Genomic DNA, 19,328 nt, shown 5'->3' on the forward strand with positions numbered 1-19,328 from the left:
GATGACCGACGAGGCGAGGCTCCCGGGGGGTCACGTTACGGGAGCTGTACGAGTCGCGGATACCGTCCGGCGTCCCATGGGCCCGTGGTCGCCGGCCGTCCACTCGCTTCTCCGCCACTTGGAGACGGTGCGCTTCGAGGGGGCTCCAAGGCTCCTGGGGGTGGACGACCGGGGCCGTGAGGTCCTGGAATTTCTAGAGGGGATGGTGCCGTCGGGACTCACGCCCGACCCCTACGGCTCGACGGACTCCGTTCGTGCTGTGGGCGACCTGCTGAGGCGGTTCCACGAGGCGGTGGCCACATTCGAGCCTTCCGAAAACTCCGTTTGGAGGTTCGCGGCGGGCAGACCCCAGCGCGGCGAACTCATCTGTCACACCGACCCGGCCCCCTGGAACGTCGTCTTCAGGAACGGCAAGCCCGATGCCCTCATCGACTGGGACATGGCTGGTCCCGATGACCCGATTGCAGACGTCGCCTTTGCCGCCGTGCACTTCGTCCCGCTGCACGATGAGGACCGGTGCCGGCAGCTCGGATGGACCACGTCCCCCGCCCGGGGTGAGCGCCTCGTCGCTCTCTGCGAGGGCTACGGGCTGGACGTCATGAGACGCACAAGCCTGCTGGACGAGGCCGTCAAGAGGATGACCCGAATACACGAAGGCTTGAGGCGTGGAGCCGAAACCGGTGATCCAGTGTCGTCGGCACTATGGGCAAGGGGAGTCGGCGAGCTCCCGCTGAGAGACGTGGCCTTCATCGAGGCGCATCGACAAGAACTACAGCAGGTACTCACTTGACCCACCGATAGCACCAGGTGTCTCCCGTAATGGCCCATGAAAACTGCATGCCGGTGGGCGGTTCCGACCGTCCGATTTCGTCCCGAGTGACTATCTGAGGCCCGCCCTGGCCTGTCGATGCCACAGATATGTTCCGAGCCACTTTTGGACATCCGGGTGTGGTACCGGCCACTGCGACCGTCCCAGTCGCAGCGATGAACGGCGGTTCAGATAGATCACAAAGGGGGAGCACATGACCCAAGCCAGGGCCATCTTCGTCGCGATCATCTTCATGTCCATGCTGATGTTTTTTGCGCTGGGCTCAACGATCACGAGGCTGCAGAGCAGCGTTGACGGCCGGGGAACGGCGACCCTCGAACTGAGACAGCAGCTAGCACCGGCCTCCGCCGGCCGCTAGACGCTTCTGCGGGGTCCCGCTGGGGGTGGGGGCCACATCTGAACTCCGCCTCCTTGACGGCGTTGCATACAGACTGTGTGTAATGCCCCACAAAGAAGCGAGCGGGAAAAACCATGCTGCCTCGACAGGAAGCCCTCAGCGGTTACGCCAAGCAGCTGGAGGAGTTTGAAGCCCTCATCCGGTCCCTGAGCGACGAGCAGTGGCGCGCATCCACCCGGTGCGAGGGCTGGAAGGTCTCGGACGTAACGGCTCACGTCGTAGGGACGCTCTCAGAAGTCGTGGCCGGCCGCGCCGCCGGCCTCGGCGAGGCGGGAGCTGTCGACAGGGTTGCCGCCGAACGCAAGGGGATGTCCCAGCAGGAGCTGGTGGACGAGCTTCGGTCATCGCGCGAACAGGCCCAGAAGGCAACGGCCCTGCTTGACGACGATGCATGGGCGGGACCCGCCCCAGGGGACGTTGCGCCGACGATGGGCGACGGGGTGTGTGCGCTCTGGTACGACACGTACGTACACGACGAGGACATCAGGGCCGCGCTAGGGCTCGAAGCCAAACGGGGGCCGGGGCTGCGGGCGGCGGTGGAGCACCTGGCAACGGTCTTGCAGCAGGACGGGTGGGGCCCGGCCACCATCGCGGTGGACGGGATGGAGGAGTTTTCAGTCGGAGGCCACTCAGACCGGCGCATCACCGGAGACCCCCTGGTGTTCGTACTGGCGGCTACGGGTCGCGGAGATGCGGCAAAGCTCGGCTTGGACGAAACGGTGAACGTCTACCGCCGACGCTGAAAGGCGAAGTGACACCCAGCCACCGGGGACGGTCCGGCGTCCCGGCCCGCCGGTTGCGCCCAGTCCGCCCGCAGGAACGGCGGTGCCATCGGTGACTGGGTCTGAAGGACTAGGAGAAATCGCTCCGACGGCTCATTCACTTCGGACGCTCCCGGACGTTGTCTATCTCGAGAGTGAACGGAGACTGCGATGGGCGCACCTGGCAGTTCCAGAGGAGCCGGACGCACAGACGGTCGCGGCGTTGGTGACGATGGTTCCGACGCACGCACAGTCGTCGAGCTGAGTCGGCTGCTCCGGGCTCAGATGTCAGTCGAATCCGTGCTCGAGGAAGGCGGAAAGGCGGTTCAGCGGGCTCTGAGAGTCCGGTCGCTGGCCATCTGGCTCGGCCCCGGCGAGCTGATGACGGGCCCGGCCTGGGTCGGGGGTTCGGTTTGTGACACCGCCGTGCCCAAGGAGGTCCTTGAGGCGAGCCGGTCACGCAGGGCCAACCTCGGCCCGCGCGGGACAAAGGGAATGGCTCTGGCCGTCCCGATCATGACCCCCAACTCAGGCCTGCTAGGCGTCATACGAGCCGAGGCGAGGGAGTGGGACCAACCACAGCAGATGCTGTTTCAGGAACTCGCTATGGAGGTGGGCTATGCGCTGGAAACCTCAAAGATGTATGGGCGAGCCATCGCCGCCAAAGAAAGATCCGAGGCGATCCTTGCTCACGTGGGGGACGGCGTTTTCGTCACAAATGACCGAGGCGAGATCCTCAACTGGAACGGGTCCGCCGAGACCGTGGTCGGCTGCCCCACTCGCAGGGCCGTAGGCGCGAGCTGCGACGCGGTTCTGGGTCTTCACGAGGGCGAGCGGACGCTGGATTGCAGCAAGGGGTGCCCCCTGATCGCCGGAGCCTCACGGGGCAGCGTCACGGGACGGCAGATGTGGAGACACCGACCGGACGGGTCCCGGCAGCCATTGCTGGTCGCCGCGGCCCCGGTGCCTGGTGCGGGGGGGGCTCCTGCCGAGGTGGTGCACTCGATCAGAGACATCTCGCGCCTCCGCGAAAGCGACGAAGCCAAGACGATGTTCCTTGCCACGGCGTCACACGAGCTCAAGACCCCGCTCACCGTCATCCAGGGTTTCGCACAGCTGCTCATGCAGCCCGGAAAACTCGACCCCGAGAAGACGCACCTTGCGCTGGACGCCATCCAGAGTCGCGCGCATCAGTTGAACAAGATCGTCGATCGCCTCCTGATGTCCAGTCGCATCGAGGCGGGACGCCTGGAGCTGCACCCGAGTCCCATCGACGCCGAGTCCATCGTCCGCGAGCGTGTTGAGTTGCTCGCCCAGGGGGCCGGCCGCCAGATCGAACTGATCGTCACAGACCGGATTCCCCCGGTGTACGCCGACGAAGACGCTCTCATCACCGTGCTCGACCAGCTCCTGGACAACGCTGTGAAGTACTCGCCTGGAGGGGAGAGGGTCGAGGTGGCCCTGGCAACCGAACCGGACGAGGTCTGGGTCACAGTCCGCGACCACGGTGTCGGCATGAACGGCGAGCAGCTGACCCGGTGCTTCGACAAGTTCTGGCAGGCGGAGTCTTCCGACGCACGCCGCTTCGGCGGGACCGGCATAGGGCTTTACATCGTGAAGTCTCTGGTGGAGGCCATGCGGGGAAACGTCACGGTCACCAGCGGCAGGCGAGGTGGAACCACTGTCTCCGTGGCACTCCGTCGAGCGGACTCGACCCGCCGGTTTCCTGGACTGGACCAAAGTAGGGACACCGACCGCACCTGAGCCATCCGTGATCCGCGAGCTTATGAGGCTGGCGCTGCCTCACGATGGGAGCGGCGACCGGTGACGCCGCCCAACGCGTACCTCAGGAACAGGTGGGACCCGTGCTGCCGGACGCTCATCAGGTCCCCCCGCAGGCCCGATTCCACCAAGTCGGTGCCCTCGGCCAGCCCGGGCCGGGATCCTGGCTCTGGTCGCCCCGCGAGCATCGGCGAGAGGGTGAGGAACAGATCGCCGACGACTCGGGCCGCGAGCATTTGAGAGGTGAGCCCCGGGCCGGCCTCGCTGAGGATCCGCCGGTGCCCCCTGCCCCGCACCACGTCCAGCGCTGAGGCGACGTCGACCACATCCCCCCCCGAAACCTCAATGAGGTCGGTCTCCGAGTGAACCCGATGCCTCAGTGCGTCGGCCCCCTTCGAGGTGGTGACGACCACTGCGTCTGCCAGAGCCGGGGCATCCGCGTCGATATCTCCGGTACTGGTGAGGACCACCAACTCCGGGGCCGGCGCAAGGCCGAGCGAGCTGCGCAGCGACGCGAAGGCATCCGAAGCCGCAGGATGAACACGCTCGGGCGTCCACCGGTGCGTGGGTTCCGCCCGTAGGGTCCCGGCCCCGATGACGATCGCCTCCGCGTGGGCGCGCAACAGTCCCATCACGAAACGATCCGCCTCGCTTTTCAGGCCGATGTCGGACGGACGCATTCCAACGTCGTCCAAAGCGACGACTCCGTCCAGGGAGGAGACGAAGTTGGCGAACACGCACGAGTCGCCCAGCGAAAGAGGGCCCCCGTAGATCCGCTCGAGGTCGGCCGAAAGGTGGCTCGCTGGGTGGTGCGGGATGTCCAGAAGAACTTCGAGGGGGCGCACTGAGCTCCTGCCGTTAGGCCGGCCGCACCGCCGAGATGCGGTCGAACCAGGGTTCGGCCGCGCCGATGCGGCGGTAGATGGCGGTCGCGGTGTCCAGCTTCTCCGCAGCCTCGCCCTCCCGTCCGGAACCGATGAGGGCCTGGGCCCAGGAGACGAATGTCTCTGCCTCCTCCCAGGGCACGCTGTAGGCGCGGAAGGTGTCGACCGCGCTGCGAAAGCGGCTCTCGGCTTCGGCGAGCTTCCCCTCCTGAGTCAGGGTCACCGCCTCGAGCAGGTCGACCCAGCCGGCGAAGCCTCGGAAGTCCTCCGCCGGGGAAACCGCCTCGCGCACACGCCCCAGCGCCGAGCGAGCCTCAGCTGTCCTCCCCTGAGCAGCGAGCGCTCTGCCCAGGAAGACGCCGGCGCATGCCTCCATGAACACGCCTCCGCCGTCGACGGCCAGCTGCAACGCATGGCTCGCCGCAGCCTCCTGCGCGCCGAAGTCGCCACTCGGCCCAGCAGCCCAGGCGGACATGATGCAGGAGACCCCCTCCTCCCACGTTGCACCGTGAGCCCGACCCGTTTCCCTGGAGCTAGCCGTCACTTCCCTGGCACGGCTCCAATCCCCCTCCGCGATGTGCAGCCTCATTGCGAAGTGCGCGTTGCCAACTATGAGCTCGTCTCCCGTCAGCGCCCTCGCCTCCTGCATCTCGCCGGCGGTGAGATGGCAGACACCGATCATTGCCAGCATCATCGCCCTGGGAAACTCGGTCTGCGCGAGGAATGGCCTGTCCAGATCCGCCACCACGCGCTCACGGCCGTAATGTGGGTCGAGCAGCTGGTTCAGCCACCCGCGGTGGAACATCGCGCCGAAATAGCTGACCATCCCCTGCCCGAGCCGGTCGGCCACGTCCCAGCCCTGCTCGATGAACGAAAGGCCCTGCCGGACCCTGCCGGACGCCAGCACGTGCCATCCGTGAAGAACCGCCGCATTGGCCCACAGGGCCTCGTTTCCGAGACGTTCACCGATCTGCATCGCGCGACCCGACGCTTCCACACCCTCCGACACGCGCATCGCGAACAGCAGTGAATTGGCGCGGCCCACGTACAGGTAGCCCAGCGAAGCCCGCTCGGGGCCGTCGCCGAGTCCGGACTCGGCGACGCGGTAGTGCTCGAGGGCACGGGGGATATCCATCGAGTCGGGGAAGTACGAAAGCCCGCGGCCGAGACGCGAATGCACCTGCGCGGCCCGCTCCGTGCGTCCGAGCTGATCGTAGATCTTCAGCGCCCGCTCCAAGGTCTGGACCGCTCTGGAGGGATCCTGCCCCGCCATGTACATCAGGTCCCCCAGCCTCTGGTGGAGCTGCGCCATCACCTCGGGTTCGGCCCCCTCCTCCTGCATCAACTCCAGCGCCGGCTCCAGGTGCGCGATCGCCTCCTCCCAGCCGAAGACGCCGGCGGCAGCAGCGGCCGCATCGATCGAGTAGCGGATCGTCCGGTCCGCGGGAGCGGCGGCACCGGCGTTGCGCAGGTGCACCGCCAGGGCCGCGACGTGGCCTGAGAGGTCGCGGGCATGAACCTTCTCGATGGCCTCGGCGGCCTTCAGATGAAGACGTTGCTTGCGGGCCAGCTGGAGCTCGTCATACAGGGTCTCCTGGACCAGTGCGTGCGTGAACACGTAGGCCGGCGAGCTCGCGCCGGCGACCTCGCTGACCAGACCGGACCTAAGCGCCTCTTCCAGCCCCGCCAGCAGCGAGTCCTCGTCCGCAGTCGACATGGCGGCCAGCACGTCGAACTCGAATTCGCGGCCGAGAACCGACGCCAGCGCCAGAGCGAGGTTCGTTTGCTCCGACAGCCTGGACAGACGCCTGCCGATGACCTCCTTGACTCCCTCGGGGATGCCGAGCTCGCCCACCGCCGACTCCAGGACCCACATTCCGTCGCGGTGGGTCAGCCGTCCGGTCTCCATGAGGTGCCCCACGACCTGCTCCATGAAAAAGGGGTTGCCTTCGGTTGCCTCGCGCAGCGTCTCCGCGAGCGCACGCCCGCGACGGCCGACGTCGTGCTGGGCTGATGCGGTGAATATGGACAGCACCTCGGGGACGTCCAGGCCCTTCAGCGGCAGCCGCTCCAGAGCCCCGTCGCGCCGGAGGTCGGCGAGCACGTCCGAAAGCGGGTGCGTCCGGGACAGGTCTGTGTCCCTGTAGGTCCCGAGGTACATCACGCGCGCCGGCTCGGGCGACCTGAGCAGGTGCCGAAGCAGCAAAAGCGTCGGCTTGTCCGCCCAGTGGAGGTCGTCGAGCACCACGAGCAGGGGAGCACGCGCCGAAGCCGAAGCGATGAAAGCGGAGGTGGCGGTGAACAGACGGAGGCGTTCGGTCTCCGGCGCGGTCGCGGAGGGCATGGTCAGGCCCCCCACCCGGTCGCCAAGGTCTGGGACGAGCCGGGCCACGTCGGCGCCCTCCTGGGCGGCCCATGCCCGCAGGTCCTCCCGGCTGCTGGAGCAGACGAGGTGCCGAAGCGCCTCCACGAACGGCTGGTAGGGGGCAAGTGACTCCTCGTCGCACCTCCCGAACAGCACCACGGCACCGGAAGCGTGCAGTTCCTGCGCGAACTCGGCCGCCAGCCTGGTCTTGCCGATTCCCGGCTCCCCCGCCAGCAGGACCAGGCGCCGCTGGCCGGCCTGCGCCGCGGCCCACGCGTCGCTCATCCGACCGCGTTCGCCCTGCCTTCCCGCAAAGGGGGTCCGGTGGCGCGTCTCCAGGACCGCCGGCAGCGGGACGGGCTCCGAGGGGGCGGGCTGCCACAGGACCTCCGAGGCCGCGACCGGCTCCGAAAGCCCGGACAGCTCCAGGGGGCCGAGCGACGAGAACGAGAAGGAGCCCCGTGACGCCGCCAGACCGCGAACGAGGTCCGAGGCCAGGATCTGCCCCCCGGCGGCTGCATCGCACAGCCTCTTTGCGACGACGACGGAGGTCCCGAAGAAGTCACCCTCGTCGCGGATGGGCTCCCCGACGTTCAGGCCCACCCTGACCTCGAGCCGGGCCTCCGCGTCCAGCTCGTTGTGCCTCAGGACGGACTGTTGAATCGATACGGCGCATCCGATGGCGTCCAGGACGCTGGGGAACACGACCATGAGGCCGTCGCCCAGGTTCTTGACCTCCTGCCCGCCCTGCGCCGCCACCGCGTCGCGCAGCAACCGGAAGTGGACGCGCCTCAGCCGCTCTGCCTCGTCATCGCCCAGCCTCCCGAGTATCTCGGTCGAGCCGACGACGTCGGTGAAAAGGAGAGTGACGATGGCGCCTTCAGACATGCCTCTGGACCCCGCGTAGGACTGCTTCGAGTATGCATGGGAGAATGGACGTGTTGGAATCGAAAGATGCCCGAAGCTGCCCAAACGGCTGTCGCTCGGGCAGGACTCGGAGGAGACGGAGTCTTGACTGCCTTTAAGCGCGGCGGAGAGCCTGGCCGTCCAGTACGGCTGACCGGGGTCTGACATGGCCGAGAAGATCACGGTCTACCTGGAGGTCGGCAAGAAGCGCGTGTTCGCCGGCGCGCTGGACTGGGCGGGCTGGTGCCGCAGCGCGAAGGACGAGGAGGGCGCCCTCCAGGCGCTGCTTGAGTACGGGCCGAGGTACAAGTCCGCCGTAGGGCCCTCCGCCCGGACGCTGCGACTGCCCAAGAAGGTCTCGGGCCTGGACATCGTCCAGCGCGTCACCGGTGACGCCACGACCGACTTCGGCGCGCCGTCCGTCCCGCCGTCGGCCGACTCCCGATCCCTGGACACCCGTGACGTAACCAGGCTGCAGGGACAGCTCCGCGCGGCATGGGCGGCCTTCGACAGGACGGCTGCCCAGGCCAAGGGGGCGCTGTTACGCAAGGGACCCCGCGGAGGCGGCCGGGAAGTGGACGCCATCGTGTCGCATGTGTTCGAAGCCGACAGGGTGTACCTGAGCAAGCTCGGGGGGTCTTTGAAGAAGAAGGACCTCGAGAGCGCGGTCGACCAGACGAAGGTGCTGAGGGAGATGATCCTGCAGGTGTTCTCCGGCCGTGCGCTCGGCAATACGGTCGACAAACCCGCCGCTAAGGCCGCGACCCTGTGGACTCCCCGTTACTTCGCGCGCCGCTGTGCCTGGCACGCTCTGGATCACGCGTGGGAGATCGAAGACCGCCGGGAATCCTAGGAGGAGGCCTCCTCCAGCTCGGCCCCCGCCCGGATCCACTCCGCCTCGAGCTTGGCCACCTGCCGCCGCATCCGCTCGTAGCGCTTGATGGTCTCATTGACGCCGCTTCCGCTGAGGTAGAAGGACGGATCCTCCAGCTCGGCTCCCAGCCGCGCGCACTCCTCCTGCGCCGACTCCAGCTCCGACTCGAGCCGGCTGACAGCGTCGCGCGCCTCCTTGAGACGGCGGCGCTCGTCGGCTGCCTGACGGCGGCGGTCCTTCGGCGAAAGGTCCGGACGGGTCCTGCGCTCGGGTGCCGGCGCCGCCGGTCCGGACGACACCGCGGAGGCCGAGTCCTCCTGTCCGGTCTTGTACAGGTAGTACTCGTAGTCGCCCTCAAACGACCTCACCCGTCCCTCGCGCACCTCCAGGATCCGGTTGGCGACGCTGCGGATGAGGTGCCGGTCGTGGGTGATCAGCACGATGCAGCCTTCGTAGTCGGCCAGCGCGTCCTCCAGAACGTCGCGACTCACGATGTCCAGGTGGTTAGTGGGCTCGTCCAGGCACAGGACGTTGAGCGGTGACGCGAGCAGCTTCGACAGGGCCAGTCGCGTCTGCTCCCCGCCGGACAGCACCCGGACCGGCTTGTCGATGTCGTCGCCCGAGAACAAAAACCTCCCGAGAAGGTCGCGCGGCCGGACGCTCGACCCGACCGGGACCGCCTTCTGCAGCTCCTCGATCACGCGGTTGCCCGGATCGAGCGCCTCGATCTGATGCTGCGCGAAGTAACCCAGCGACACGTTGTGCCCGAGCCGTCGCTCCCCTGCCTGCGGCTGCAACGCCCCCGCCAGCAGCTTGAGCAGCGTCGTCTTGCCGGCGCCGTTCGGACCCACCAGCGCGACCTTCTGCCCCCGCTCAACCTCCAGCTGCAGCGACTCGTAAACGGATGTGTCCGGATAGGAGAAGGAGACATCGTCGAGGGTGATCACGACCCGGCCGGACCTGGGAGGCGCAGGGAAGCCGAGCTTCATCGCCTTGCGCTGCGCGCTCGGAGACTGCACGCGCTCGAGCTTGTCCAGGGACTTGATCCTGCTCTGCACCTGGCGCGCCTTGGACGCCTTGTACCGGAACCGGTTGATGAACGCCTCCGTGTGGGCGATCTTCTTCGCCTGGTTCTTGGCCGCGGCCTCGAGCAGCGCCGCGCGCTCCTCGCGCTGCCGGACGAAGTCCTGGAAATTGCCGGTGTAGGTCACGAGGCGCGAGTCCTCGATCGAAGCGACCTTGGTCGCCAGTCCGTTCATGAAGTCACGGTCGTGGGAGATGAGCAGGACGGCCCCCTCGTACCCACGCAGGAACCGCTCGAGCCAGGTCACCGACTCGAGGTCCAGGTGGTTGGTCGGCTCGTCGAGCAGCAGGACGTCCGGACCGGCCAGCAGCAGCTTGGCCAGCGCGACGCGCATGAGCCAGCCTCCGGAAAGAGATTCGGTCTGCCGGGCCTGGTCCCGCTCGGAGAAGCCGAGCCCGGACATGATCCGCTTCGCCTGGGCCTCCAGGCTGTAGCCGCCCAGCGTGTCGAACTCCCCCTGCAGGCGCGCGTACTCGGCCAGCAGCGCCTCCCGCTCCTGGGGGTCGTCCGTCTGCTCGAGCTCGTGCTCCAGGACCTCCAGGCGGTGTCCGGCCTTGGCCATGGCCGCGCCGGCGGACATCACCTCGGCCAGCACGCTGCGGCCGCGCAGTTCGTCGGTTTCCTGTGGCAGGTAGCCCACCACCGCGTCACGGACGATGTCGATCCGTCCGGAGTCGGGCAGCTGCGATCCCACGATCATTGCGAACAGCGTCGTCTTGCCGGACCCATTCGGGCCGACCAGGGCCACCCGGTCACGCGCACCCACGCGAAGTGACACGTCCCGCAGCAGCACGCGGGAACCGAAGGACTTGATGACGCCCGAGATGTCGATCACAAGGCGAGGGTACAGCCGGCATTGCGCCCGCACGAGCCGTTCGACGCCGGGTCCGTGGCTCCCATACCGTGACTGGCGTGAGCGCCCAGGACCCCGATCAGCCGCGCCAGGACCTCGTCCGCGCCCTCGTCCAGTCCTGCTGGCTCGTGGAGTCGGCGCGCGCGGCGGTTCTCACGGGCTGGGGCGGCGAGTACGCGCCCGAGGGCGAGCAGGCCTCGCGCCGGGCGGACCTGATCGCGCAGCTGCTGGACGGTGCCCCCACGACGCTCGTCGAGAAACACACCGCGTGGCTGCGCGACCTGGTGGGGATGCGTCCGGACGAGGTCCCGCTCGGTCCTGGGGTGGTCCATCGCCTGGCCGCCTGGACGGACGTGTACGTCGTGCCGTTCCTCGGTTCCGACGGCGACCAGTTCCGCAGGCTGGGCGAAGCCGAGCTGAGGTTCCCGGTCGCGCCGCGGCACGTGGAGCGCGATGAGCTGCGCCTGCGCCATGCGGACCTGCCGGACGGGAACCGAGCCGTGGTCCTCACCGACATCCACCTCGGCGCCCCTCACACGGAGGCGATGGCGCGGCAGGCGGTGCGCGACATCAACTCGCTGCGCCCCGAGATGGTGCTCGTGCCCGGCGACATCACCGACGACGGCGAGATCGAGCAGTTCGAGCTCGCCAAACAGATCCTGGACGACCTCGACGCTCCGGTTCACGCAGTGCTCGGAAACCATGACGCCGTCAGACGCTCCACGACCCAGCCGGACGGAGCGGAACTGTTCGAGAAGGTCTTCGGATACGCGCCCACCGACCAGGTCCTGGACTGGGGGCCGGTGCAGATCGCGCTTGTGGACACCACCGACCCGGTGGCGTCTCCCTTTCCGGACTGGGACCTGGCCCGGGGCGGATTCCGCGAGGACGCCGGCGGCACCAACGGCGGAGCGCTGCGTGCGGGCCAGGCTGAGGCCCTCGCCGCGCGGCTGGACCGCGCGCGGCCCACCCTGCTGGTCCAGCACCACGAACTCCAGCCTTTCGCGGCCTTCCCTCCGGTGATGTTCGGGGTCCGGGAGCCGGACTCCGACGCCCTGTTGTCGGAGCTTTCCGGACAGCGCCTACTCGGGATCGTCGCGGGACACACACATCGATCGGCGCTCACACAGGTGGGCGGGGACGGCGTCGCGCAGTTGGAGGTTCCCTCGATCAAGGACTGGCCGCACTGCTACACGGTGATGACCAGGACGCCGCAGGGCGTGCACGTGGCCCCGCAGCAGATCTCAGACGAGGAGCTCGTCTGGGAGCACGGCCGTCAGATCCCACCGATCTACCTGCGCTACGTCCTGGGCCCCCTGTCCCGGACGGCCCACACCTTCGCATCCGGGGGATAGCGCTCCCGGGAAAATCCTTCCGGGGACCGGCAGGAAGTGGCGGCCGCGCACCGAACAACTGGTTGCCCCGGCCTGGGGCCGCACGCAAAAAGGAGATCCACGACATGGCTGAGTTCCGCGCGCGACCCGCCCTGCGGGCCCCGATCCTGGTCGGTCTGGCGCTGCTGGTGGTTGCCTTCTCACAGGTGGTCAGCCGCCCGTCGGTAGCCGGTCCCGGGGTCGTCAGCGACGGCGACTGCTCGAGCCCGTCCCCGTCGTGGTCGCCATCGCCCACAGCCAGTGGGTCTCCCCAGCCCACCTGGTCCCCCAGCCCTACGGCCCCGTTCTCACCGACCCCGGGGACGTCCGCAAGCCCCACCACCTCCGCCGGCCCGTCCGACTCGCCGGATCCGTCTGATACACCCGACCCATCGGTGTCCCCCGACCCCACTGGCAGCCCGGCCGGCCAGTCACACACTCCGGACCCCTGTGACACTCCCGACCCCTCGGACTCTCCGGACCCAACAGGCTCCCCGTCGGCGAGCCCCACGAGGACCCCGCTGATCACGTTCCGGCCTTCACCTTCGCCTACGCCCTCGACTTCCCCCGGACCGGACTGCCTGGTCTACGTGGCCAACCCACTCACCGGGCGCCGGGTCGTCTGCATCGGCTGAGCCCGGGAGGCGGTAACGGCGACGCCGGTAGGATCTGGCCATGCCGGCGCTGCTGCTGCACGGAGTTCCCGACACCGACCAGCTGTGGGGTCCGGTGCTCGAGCATCTGAAGCGCGAGGACGTCCTGGCGCCGAGGATGCCGGGCTTCGGCGCCGCCCTGCCCCCGGGGTTCTCCGCTACGAAGGAGGACTACCTCGACTGGCTGGCGCGCGAGGTGGAGCAACTGGGGGAGCCGGCCGACCTCGTCGGCCATGACTGGGGCGCGATCCTCGTCCAGAGACTTGTCGCGCTCCGCCCGGAGCTTGTCCGGAGCTGGGTGGCCGGCGCCGGGACGGTGAGCCCTTCCGGCAAGTGGCACGACATGGCGAAGATGTGGCAGACGCCGGGCGAGGGCGAGGCCGCGATGGAAGCGTGGGCCTCCATGACGCCCGAGCAGATAGCCGAGCTCCTGGCGGCGGTTGGGGTACCCGAGGAGCACGCCCTCGCATCGGCCCGGATGATCGACCCCGTCATGGGGGACGCGATCCTGAAGCTGTACCGCTCCGCGGTGAACCTGTTCCAGGAATGGTCCTCCGGCCTGGAGTCATCCACCGTCCCCGGGATGCTGGTGACGGGGGCCGGCGACCCCTTCATCAAAGCGGACCTCGCCGGCAAGGAGGCCGAGCGACTCGGCGTGAGGCTGGTCGTTGTCGAGGAAGGCGGGCACTGGTTTCCCCTGGAGCGCCCCGGTGAATACGCCGACACGCTCGAGGACTTCTGGAGCACCGCCTCCTCAGCCTGAGCGAGGCCCGGAGTTTCCTGCCCGTCTGCTTCAGGTGGTGCGCAGCGCGCGGCCCACGGTCGAGGACAGGAGCACCGTCGGCAGAATCGGGAGCAGAAACCACAGGGGCCGGGACGCCCACCACGCCGCATCGATCCGCGGGGACTGACCCGGAAGCCCGGCCAGCCTCCACAGTCCGTAGGCGATCGCGAACCCGGGCGCGTGCCACAGGAAGATGCGCATCGAGTGGCGCCGGGCCACTTCCACGATCCGCCGCCCCGAACCCGCTGCCCAGCGGGAGATTGCGTCGCGGCACAGCAGGATGACGCCAATCTGGAAGACGGTGAGCGCCGCGATGCAAAGAGTCGGCGGGGCCATGTTCGAGATCTCCTCGCCCGGCACTCCGACCATCGAGCGCGGGTACAGGCCCATGTTCGTCAGACCGAACAGCGGTATCAGCCCGCCCAGGGCCAGACACCACGCGAAGCGCCGCGGGGCTTCTACGAGACGTTCGTAGTGGAAGCCCATCTGGTGCGACAGGGCCCAGACCGCCACCATGTTCACCCACTCGACCCCCGGCCAGCCGTACTTGAAACGGAACACGTCCACGACCACCGCAAGCCCGACCAGCAGGACCAGCGCGACCTCACCCAGCCTTGCGTGCAGCCACCACCACAGCGGCATCCCGGCCACCAGCAGCGCGTATACGAGCAAAAACCACAGAGGCGAGAGGACCAGGATGATCCCGCGTCCCACCCACCCGGCTCCCGGTGCCAGACGGGAGGCAGCTACCCACACGATCAGCCCGGCGGCGACGAGGGTCGCGGCGGGGGCCAGAAGCCCACGGAGCCTTCGTGCGACCCAGCCCCAGCCGCCGCCGCGCAGCCACGCGCGGGAGTGGACATAGCCGCCGGCGAAGAAGAACAGAGGCATCACCTGCAGCAGCCACGTCAGCAGCCAGAATCCCCGTGTAACGCCGATTGGGTTGGACGCGTGGGGGCCGTCGCCCCTCCAGGAGATCGTGGTGAACACCCAGTGCCACGTCACCACCACGAGCAGGCTTATCGCCCGAACGGCGTCGATCAGCGCGTCCCTTGACCGGCCGCCACTCGCGACATCGACCACGCATGCCCTCCTGACCCAGACCGCAGCACCCGCAGGCTAATCCCCCTCGTTGGGCTCCCGCGCGTCGTGCCTGGCTGTTGCGGTGGCGAGTTTCGCCAACCCGGACTTGACTGGACCTCAATGCGGGCTCAGCGTTGAGGACAACGTCGAGCCGAACGGGGGGGCACATGGAACGGGCACCTGATCTCGAGCAGGCTGTGCGCGACTTCTACTCGGCGCTGGGGTCCGGCAACGCGGCCTCCGCCGCATCGATGGTCTCCTCGTCAGAGGCGTGCCTCTGGATCGGGACGGATCCCGGGGAGTGGTGGGAGGGAGCGGACCGCGCCCGGACCGCAATCTCAACTCAGGTCGGCGAGATGAAGGAAGCCGGGATCTCGATCAGCGGCGGGAACCCGAAGGCATGGCGATCAGGTGACGTCGGTTGGTTCGTCGATCAGGCTTCGTTCAAGCTCCCCGACGGAAACAGCGTCCCCGTCCGGATCACCGCTCTGTGTCAGAAGGAGGACGGGGCCTGGAAGTTCGTGCAGGCCCACGCATCGGTGGGCGTCGCCAACGAGGAGACGGTTGGTGAAGAGCTGACGGTCTGACGCCGTCAGATCTCGCCTGAGAACGCGTCGCAGTCCTCCACGCGACCGCTTTCAAAGCCGCGGGTGAACCACCGGGCTCGCTGCTTCGATGACCCGTGCGTCCACGACTCGGGGTTCACGCGCGCGCCCGCCTGGCGCTGGATTCTGTCGTCTCCGACGGCGGCCGCCGCCTGCAGCCCCTCCTCCAGGTCTCCGCTCTCGAGCAGGTCCTCGCGGTAGGCCGAGTACCCCCACACGCCCGCCATGCAGTCGGCCTGAAGCTCCATTCGCACCGACAGCTCGTTGGAGCGGTCCCGGCTCCTGGATTGCTGGCGGCGGACGTCGTCGTCGATCCCCAGCAGGTTCTGGACGTGGTGTCCGAACTCGTGGGCAATGACGTAGGCCTGCGCGAAGTCCCCCGGCGCCCCGAACTTGTCGCGAAGCTCCCTGAAAAAGCCGAGGTCCAGGTACACCTGCCCGTCCGCCGGACAGTAGAACGGCCCGCTGGCGGCCTCACCCGTCCCGCACCCGGTGGGGGTGACGTCGTCGAACAGCACGAGCTTGGTCGCCTTGTACTCCCGATTCGCCTGGGCGAACTGCCGGGACCACGAGTCCTGCACGTTGTCCACGACAAAGGTGACGAAGTCCTTGAGCTCGGCGTCGGGATCCGGGGCCCCCTCCAGCGTCCCCCGGCCGGAGCCGGGACTGCCCTCAAACGAGTCCAGCGATGGACCGACGTCGAATCCCGAGTCGCCCCCGATGAGGTTGCCACCCAGAGCGAGAAGCAGCAGCAGGACGATCCCGCCCAGGCCCCCGCCCATGGCGCGTCCGCCGATCGGAAAGCCCATCCCGCCTCGACCGGACCCGCCCTGGCCGCGTCTGTCCTCGATCTGGCCCGCTCCGGACGTGCCGCGTTTCCACCGCATGGCCTGAGCCTACCCACCCACGCCGAGGCTCATGCCTGGGAGCTCGGGACTCGGCCTTCTAGGGAAGGATCGCGATGTCGCCGGAGACGATCGGGTCGGTGGCGACGGCGTCGGCTCCGCAACGCGAGCCAGCGAGGCTGGAAACGGACTCAAAGCCGGCCTCGTCCCCGGTGCCCGGCCCCCCGTCAATCAGAGTCGCTGCGTAGGACCCCGTGCGGTCTGATGCCCCGAGATACAGCACCCTGCGGCCGTCCACCGTCGCGACGGCGGTGCAGGACACGGTGGGCTCGGTGTGGGGCTCGTCTTCCGGACAGGTCCCGGCCGGCGACGAAGCGGCGGTGGACGGCCAGAAGGCCAGCACCCATCGCATCCGGCCCGTGGCGGCATTGGAGGCGCCCATAACCGTGATGCACCCGGCCCGGGTGTCGCCGCCTCCGAAGGCAACCGCATCGGCAACACCTGCGGCTGCGGGCTGGGCGAGAGCCAGCATCAGAACTACGGCCGCAGCCCCTCCTGTTCGTCTGCGCATGGGGACAGGGATTCTCCGCCCGGATCCGAGAATCCTTCCGGCGTCAGATCAGCCGCCGGTCGCTGGCCCACCTTGTCAGCTCGTGACGGCTGGACAACTGCAGCTTCCTCAGGACCGCCGAGACATGGGTCTCGACCGTCTTCACCGAGATGTGCAGCCGCTTGGCGACCTCTCTGTAGGTGTATCCCCGCGCGATGTGCCTCAGCACCTCTTTCTCCCGCGCCGAGAGCTGGTCGTGCTCGGGGTCGTCGGGCACCGGCACCTCTCCGGCGAAGGCGTCGAGGACGAACCCCGCCAGCCGGGGTGAGAAAACGGCGTCCCCTTCGCGCACCCGCTCGATGGCGTCGGCGAGATCCGCCGGGGAGATCGTCTTGGTCACGTACCCGCGGGCTCCCGCCCGGATGACACCGATGACGTCCTCGGCCGCATCGGACACCGACAGCGCCAGGAACTTGATGTCGGGGTGCGTCCGGTGCACGGACTCGATCACCGTCCGGCCCCCGCCGCCGGGCATATGGACGTCCAGCAGCACGACATCGGGCTTGGATTCGCGTATGCCGGCCGCTGCGCTGTCCACGTCACCGGCCTCACCGACGATCTCGCAGTGACGGCCCAGCTCGGCCCGGACACCCGCGAGGAACAGCTGGTGGTCGTCGACCAGAAACACCCTTGTGCTCATGCCGGGCTCCGGGGCATCCGCATCTGCACCTCCGTACCCGCCCCCGGAGAACTGGTGATGCCGGCGGCTCCACCGTGGCGCTCGATCCGCCCACGGATCGAGTCGGTGATGCCGCGCCGGTCGTCCGGAACGGATGCGGGATCGAACCCCCTGCCGCGGTCCCGGACGTAGGCGGTTATGGCCGAGTCGTCCACCTCGACGTACGCCGACACCTCTTCGGCCCCCGAATGGCGGGCCGCATTGGAAATGGCCTCCCGGCAGGCATGGACGAGCGCCTGAGTCCTTTCGTCCAAGCTGGCGTCGCCGACGACGACCGCATCGACCGCGACCTCGTGGTCCCGCTCCACCGCGTCCGCCACTGACTCCATCGCGGAGCGCAGGGTGTCGTGCCTTGCGGCCCCTTGGCCGTAAAGCCATGCCCGCAACTCCCGCTCCTGCGTGCGGGCCAGGCTCGCCATCCTGCGCGGCGAACCGGCGTTGCGCTGAATGAGCGCAAGCGTCTGCAGAACGGAGTCGTGCAGGTGCGCGGCAAGCTCCGAGCGCTCCTCCGAACGGATCCTCTCGCGTCGCTCCTCAGCCAGGTCGCGAACGAGCCTCGCCACCAGCGGCCCGAAAAGCACAGTGAGCCCACCCAGGGCCACGGCCACCCAGGCCAGCGGCGTCCGAACGTTCGTCACGCGGTCGATCCCGCTGACAAGGGAGCCCAGTCCAACGGCGACCAGGGCCCCGCCCGCGCCCAGTCTCAACAGCGACGTGCCGGCGTCTACTCGCGGAAGCCACACCCCCACGAGCATCCGGGAAAGCTTCGTGCGCTCCGAGTCGTCGGACCGGGCATAGACCACAGCCCACCCCACCGACACCAGCACTACGGGAAGCCCGACGGCGTCGCCGGCCCACAGGCCGATCTCGCGAAACAGAAGCAGGGCGCCGAGCACGAACAGGACCAGCGCCGCGCCCTTGCGCTGGGAAGGCACCCCGGTTCCTGCACCGACGGCACCCGGGTCGCCGGCGGGCGCCGGACCGGCCAGAGCCCACGCCACGACGTACGAAACTACGCCAAGGCCGGCAGCCAGGGTCATCAGGACGAAGGAGGCCCGGACGAAGACCGGGTCGACTCCCAGACGCTGCCCCAGTCCCGCCGCCACCCCGGCAACGACCCTGTTCCCCGAGCTGCGACTGAACGCGAGGTGGTCCGCCTGCCGCCTGAGTACGGACATGAGGCGATGGTCGCACAGCCTCCCCCCGGCAACCATCGGTCATCGCCCCGATCGGCCCCCCTCAGCCTCAGGGTCACACCAGGGTCATTCCCGATTGAACTCGCTGTTGTCCGGCGACACGATGTCGGCATGGACGAGACAACGGCAGCGACACGGCAACAGGCGGCGGAGCCGCCGTTCCAGCACGAACCGCGAAAGCTGTACCGCCGACCCGACGGCAAGATGCTGGCCGGGGTCTGCAGCGGGCTCGCCGCGTACACGGGCTTGGACGTTGTGATCTTCAGGATCGGCTTCGTGGTTCTCACTTTGGTGAGCGGCGTGGGGTTGCTGGCCTACGTCGGGGCGTGGCTCGTGATCCCGGAGGCCGGGAGGCAGGAGAGCCAGCTGCAGGCGATGGCCGGCGACAGAAGCAAACAGGTTGTGCTCGCCGTACTTGGGATCATCGCCCTGGTGATCGTCGCCGACGAAGTTGGGCCGATGTGGCACGGCGGCGGCGGAGCCGTTTGGGCCCTGCTACTCATGGCCGGTGCCGCGGTTCTGTGGTTCAGCCGGTCCGACGGCGACAGGCCACCCGGCCCCCAACAGCCGGCCGCGGCCCCCGGCTCCGCATCTTCGGTTGTGGACCGAACGACCGTCGTCGCCCCCCTGCCTGCGGTTGCGCGCCCGGAGGCTCCTCCGCGGCCGCGTGAGCGCTCGGTGCTGAGCCGTATAACGGTCGGACTGCTCGTGCTGATGCTCGGTCTCGGACTTCTGCTGGACTCGCTGGGACTGCTGGACCTGAAG

18 protein-coding genes are annotated in these 19,328 nt (G+C 68.5%); 10 read left to right on the plus strand and 8 right to left on the minus strand.

Annotated elements, in window-relative coordinates; genetic code table 11:
* Position 1: 1 nt before the first annotated feature.
* The 4 genes from VNE62_05435 (at position 2) to VNE62_05450 (ending at position 3,751) form a co-directional block, all read left to right on the plus strand.
* Positions 2–790: an aminoglycoside phosphotransferase family protein gene (locus VNE62_05435; GenBank protein ID HVE91723.1), complete on the plus strand. Its 789-nt coding sequence runs from the start codon at positions 2–4 to the stop codon at positions 788–790.
* Between the two features lie 232 nt (positions 791–1,022).
* Complete coding sequence (locus VNE62_05440) at positions 1,023–1,187, plus strand: hypothetical protein (protein HVE91724.1); 165 nt, start codon at positions 1,023–1,025, stop codon at positions 1,185–1,187.
* 113 nt (positions 1,188–1,300) lie between these two features.
* Positions 1,301–1,969: a maleylpyruvate isomerase family mycothiol-dependent enzyme gene (locus VNE62_05445; GenBank protein HVE91725.1), complete on the plus strand. Its 669-nt coding sequence runs from the start codon at positions 1,301–1,303 to the stop codon at positions 1,967–1,969.
* Between the two features lie 303 nt (positions 1,970–2,272).
* Positions 2,273–3,751 carry a PAS domain-containing sensor histidine kinase gene (locus tag VNE62_05450; protein HVE91726.1) on the plus strand — a complete coding sequence of 493 codons (1,479 nt, stop codon included), beginning with the start codon at positions 2,273–2,275 and terminating at the stop codon, positions 3,749–3,751.
* Between the two features lie 20 nt (positions 3,752–3,771).
* On the opposite strand, the gene VNE62_05455 is transcribed toward VNE62_05450, so the two are convergent.
* Both VNE62_05455 and VNE62_05460 read right to left on the minus strand, forming a co-directional pair.
* On the minus strand, positions 3,772–4,614 hold the full coding sequence (locus tag VNE62_05455) for a dihydrofolate reductase family protein (GenBank protein HVE91727.1): 843 nt from the start codon (positions 4,612–4,614) through the stop codon (positions 3,772–3,774).
* Between the two features lie 13 nt (positions 4,615–4,627).
* Entirely contained in the window at positions 4,628–7,906 is a 3,279-nt protein-coding gene (locus VNE62_05460) for an AAA family ATPase (protein HVE91728.1), read from the minus strand.
* 184 nt (positions 7,907–8,090) lie between these two features.
* Between VNE62_05460 and VNE62_05465 the strand changes: the two genes are divergently transcribed.
* Positions 8,091–8,777 (plus strand): hypothetical protein, encoded by a 687-nt coding sequence (locus VNE62_05465; GenBank protein HVE91729.1) that lies wholly within the window; start codon positions 8,091–8,093, stop codon positions 8,775–8,777.
* Here VNE62_05465 and VNE62_05470 read toward each other — a convergent pair.
* Positions 8,774–10,717 (minus strand): ABC-F family ATP-binding cassette domain-containing protein, encoded by a 1,944-nt coding sequence (locus tag VNE62_05470; protein HVE91730.1) that lies wholly within the window; start codon positions 10,715–10,717, stop codon positions 8,774–8,776. The genes VNE62_05465 and VNE62_05470 overlap by 4 nt on opposite strands.
* 77 nt (positions 10,718–10,794) lie before the next feature.
* Between VNE62_05470 and VNE62_05475 the strand changes: the two genes are divergently transcribed.
* The 3 genes from VNE62_05475 (at position 10,795) to VNE62_05485 (ending at position 13,524) form a co-directional block, all read left to right on the plus strand.
* Positions 10,795–12,090 carry a metallophosphoesterase gene (locus tag VNE62_05475; protein ID HVE91731.1) on the plus strand — a complete coding sequence of 432 codons (1,296 nt, stop codon included), beginning with the start codon at positions 10,795–10,797 and terminating at the stop codon, positions 12,088–12,090.
* Positions 12,091–12,194: 104 nt separating this feature from the next.
* Positions 12,195–12,743, plus strand: a complete 549-nt coding sequence (locus VNE62_05480; protein ID HVE91732.1) for a hypothetical protein — start codon at positions 12,195–12,197, stop codon at positions 12,741–12,743.
* Positions 12,744–12,783: 40 nt separating this feature from the next.
* On the plus strand, positions 12,784–13,524 hold the full coding sequence (locus tag VNE62_05485; protein ID HVE91733.1) for an alpha/beta hydrolase: 741 nt from the start codon (positions 12,784–12,786) through the stop codon (positions 13,522–13,524).
* 30 nt (positions 13,525–13,554) lie between these two features.
* Here the strand turns inward: VNE62_05485 and VNE62_05490 are convergent, their stop codons facing one another.
* Complete coding sequence (locus VNE62_05490) at positions 13,555–14,628, minus strand: acyltransferase (GenBank protein ID HVE91734.1); 1,074 nt, start codon at positions 14,626–14,628, stop codon at positions 13,555–13,557.
* A 167-nt stretch (positions 14,629–14,795) separates the two neighbouring features.
* Here VNE62_05490 and VNE62_05495 point away from each other — a divergent pair, with 167 nt between their 5' ends.
* The gene (locus VNE62_05495; GenBank protein HVE91735.1) at positions 14,796–15,215 is read left to right on the plus strand and encodes a nuclear transport factor 2 family protein; all 420 of its coding nucleotides are present in this window, start codon (positions 14,796–14,798) and stop codon (positions 15,213–15,215) included.
* A 5-nt stretch (positions 15,216–15,220) separates the two neighbouring features.
* Here VNE62_05495 and VNE62_05500 read toward each other — a convergent pair whose 3' ends face one another.
* From VNE62_05500 to VNE62_05515, 4 genes are read right to left on the minus strand one after another with little or no spacing between them, the layout of a single operon-like run.
* Positions 15,221–16,120 carry a neutral zinc metallopeptidase gene (locus VNE62_05500; GenBank protein HVE91736.1) on the minus strand — a complete coding sequence of 300 codons (900 nt, stop codon included), beginning with the start codon at positions 16,118–16,120 and terminating at the stop codon, positions 15,221–15,223.
* Between the two features lie 58 nt (positions 16,121–16,178).
* Positions 16,179–16,649 (minus strand): hypothetical protein, encoded by a 471-nt coding sequence (locus VNE62_05505; protein HVE91737.1) that lies wholly within the window; start codon positions 16,647–16,649, stop codon positions 16,179–16,181.
* Between the two features lie 43 nt (positions 16,650–16,692).
* Positions 16,693–17,328 (minus strand): response regulator transcription factor, encoded by a 636-nt coding sequence (locus VNE62_05510; GenBank protein HVE91738.1) that lies wholly within the window; start codon positions 17,326–17,328, stop codon positions 16,693–16,695.
* Positions 17,325–18,545 carry a PspC domain-containing protein gene (locus VNE62_05515; GenBank protein ID HVE91739.1) on the minus strand — a complete coding sequence of 407 codons (1,221 nt, stop codon included), beginning with the start codon at positions 18,543–18,545 and terminating at the stop codon, positions 17,325–17,327. The genes VNE62_05510 and VNE62_05515 overlap by 4 nt, the downstream gene beginning before the upstream one ends.
* 129 nt (positions 18,546–18,674) lie before the next feature.
* On the opposite strand from VNE62_05515, the gene VNE62_05520 reads away from it, so the two are divergent.
* Positions 18,675–19,328 (plus strand): PspC domain-containing protein (locus tag VNE62_05520; GenBank protein HVE91740.1); only part of this gene is annotated, 654 nt, incomplete at its 3' end.

The organism is Actinomycetota bacterium (assembly GCA_035536535.1).
In the GTDB taxonomy this organism is placed as follows: Bacteria; Actinomycetota; JAICYB01; order JAICYB01; family JAICYB01; genus DATLNZ01.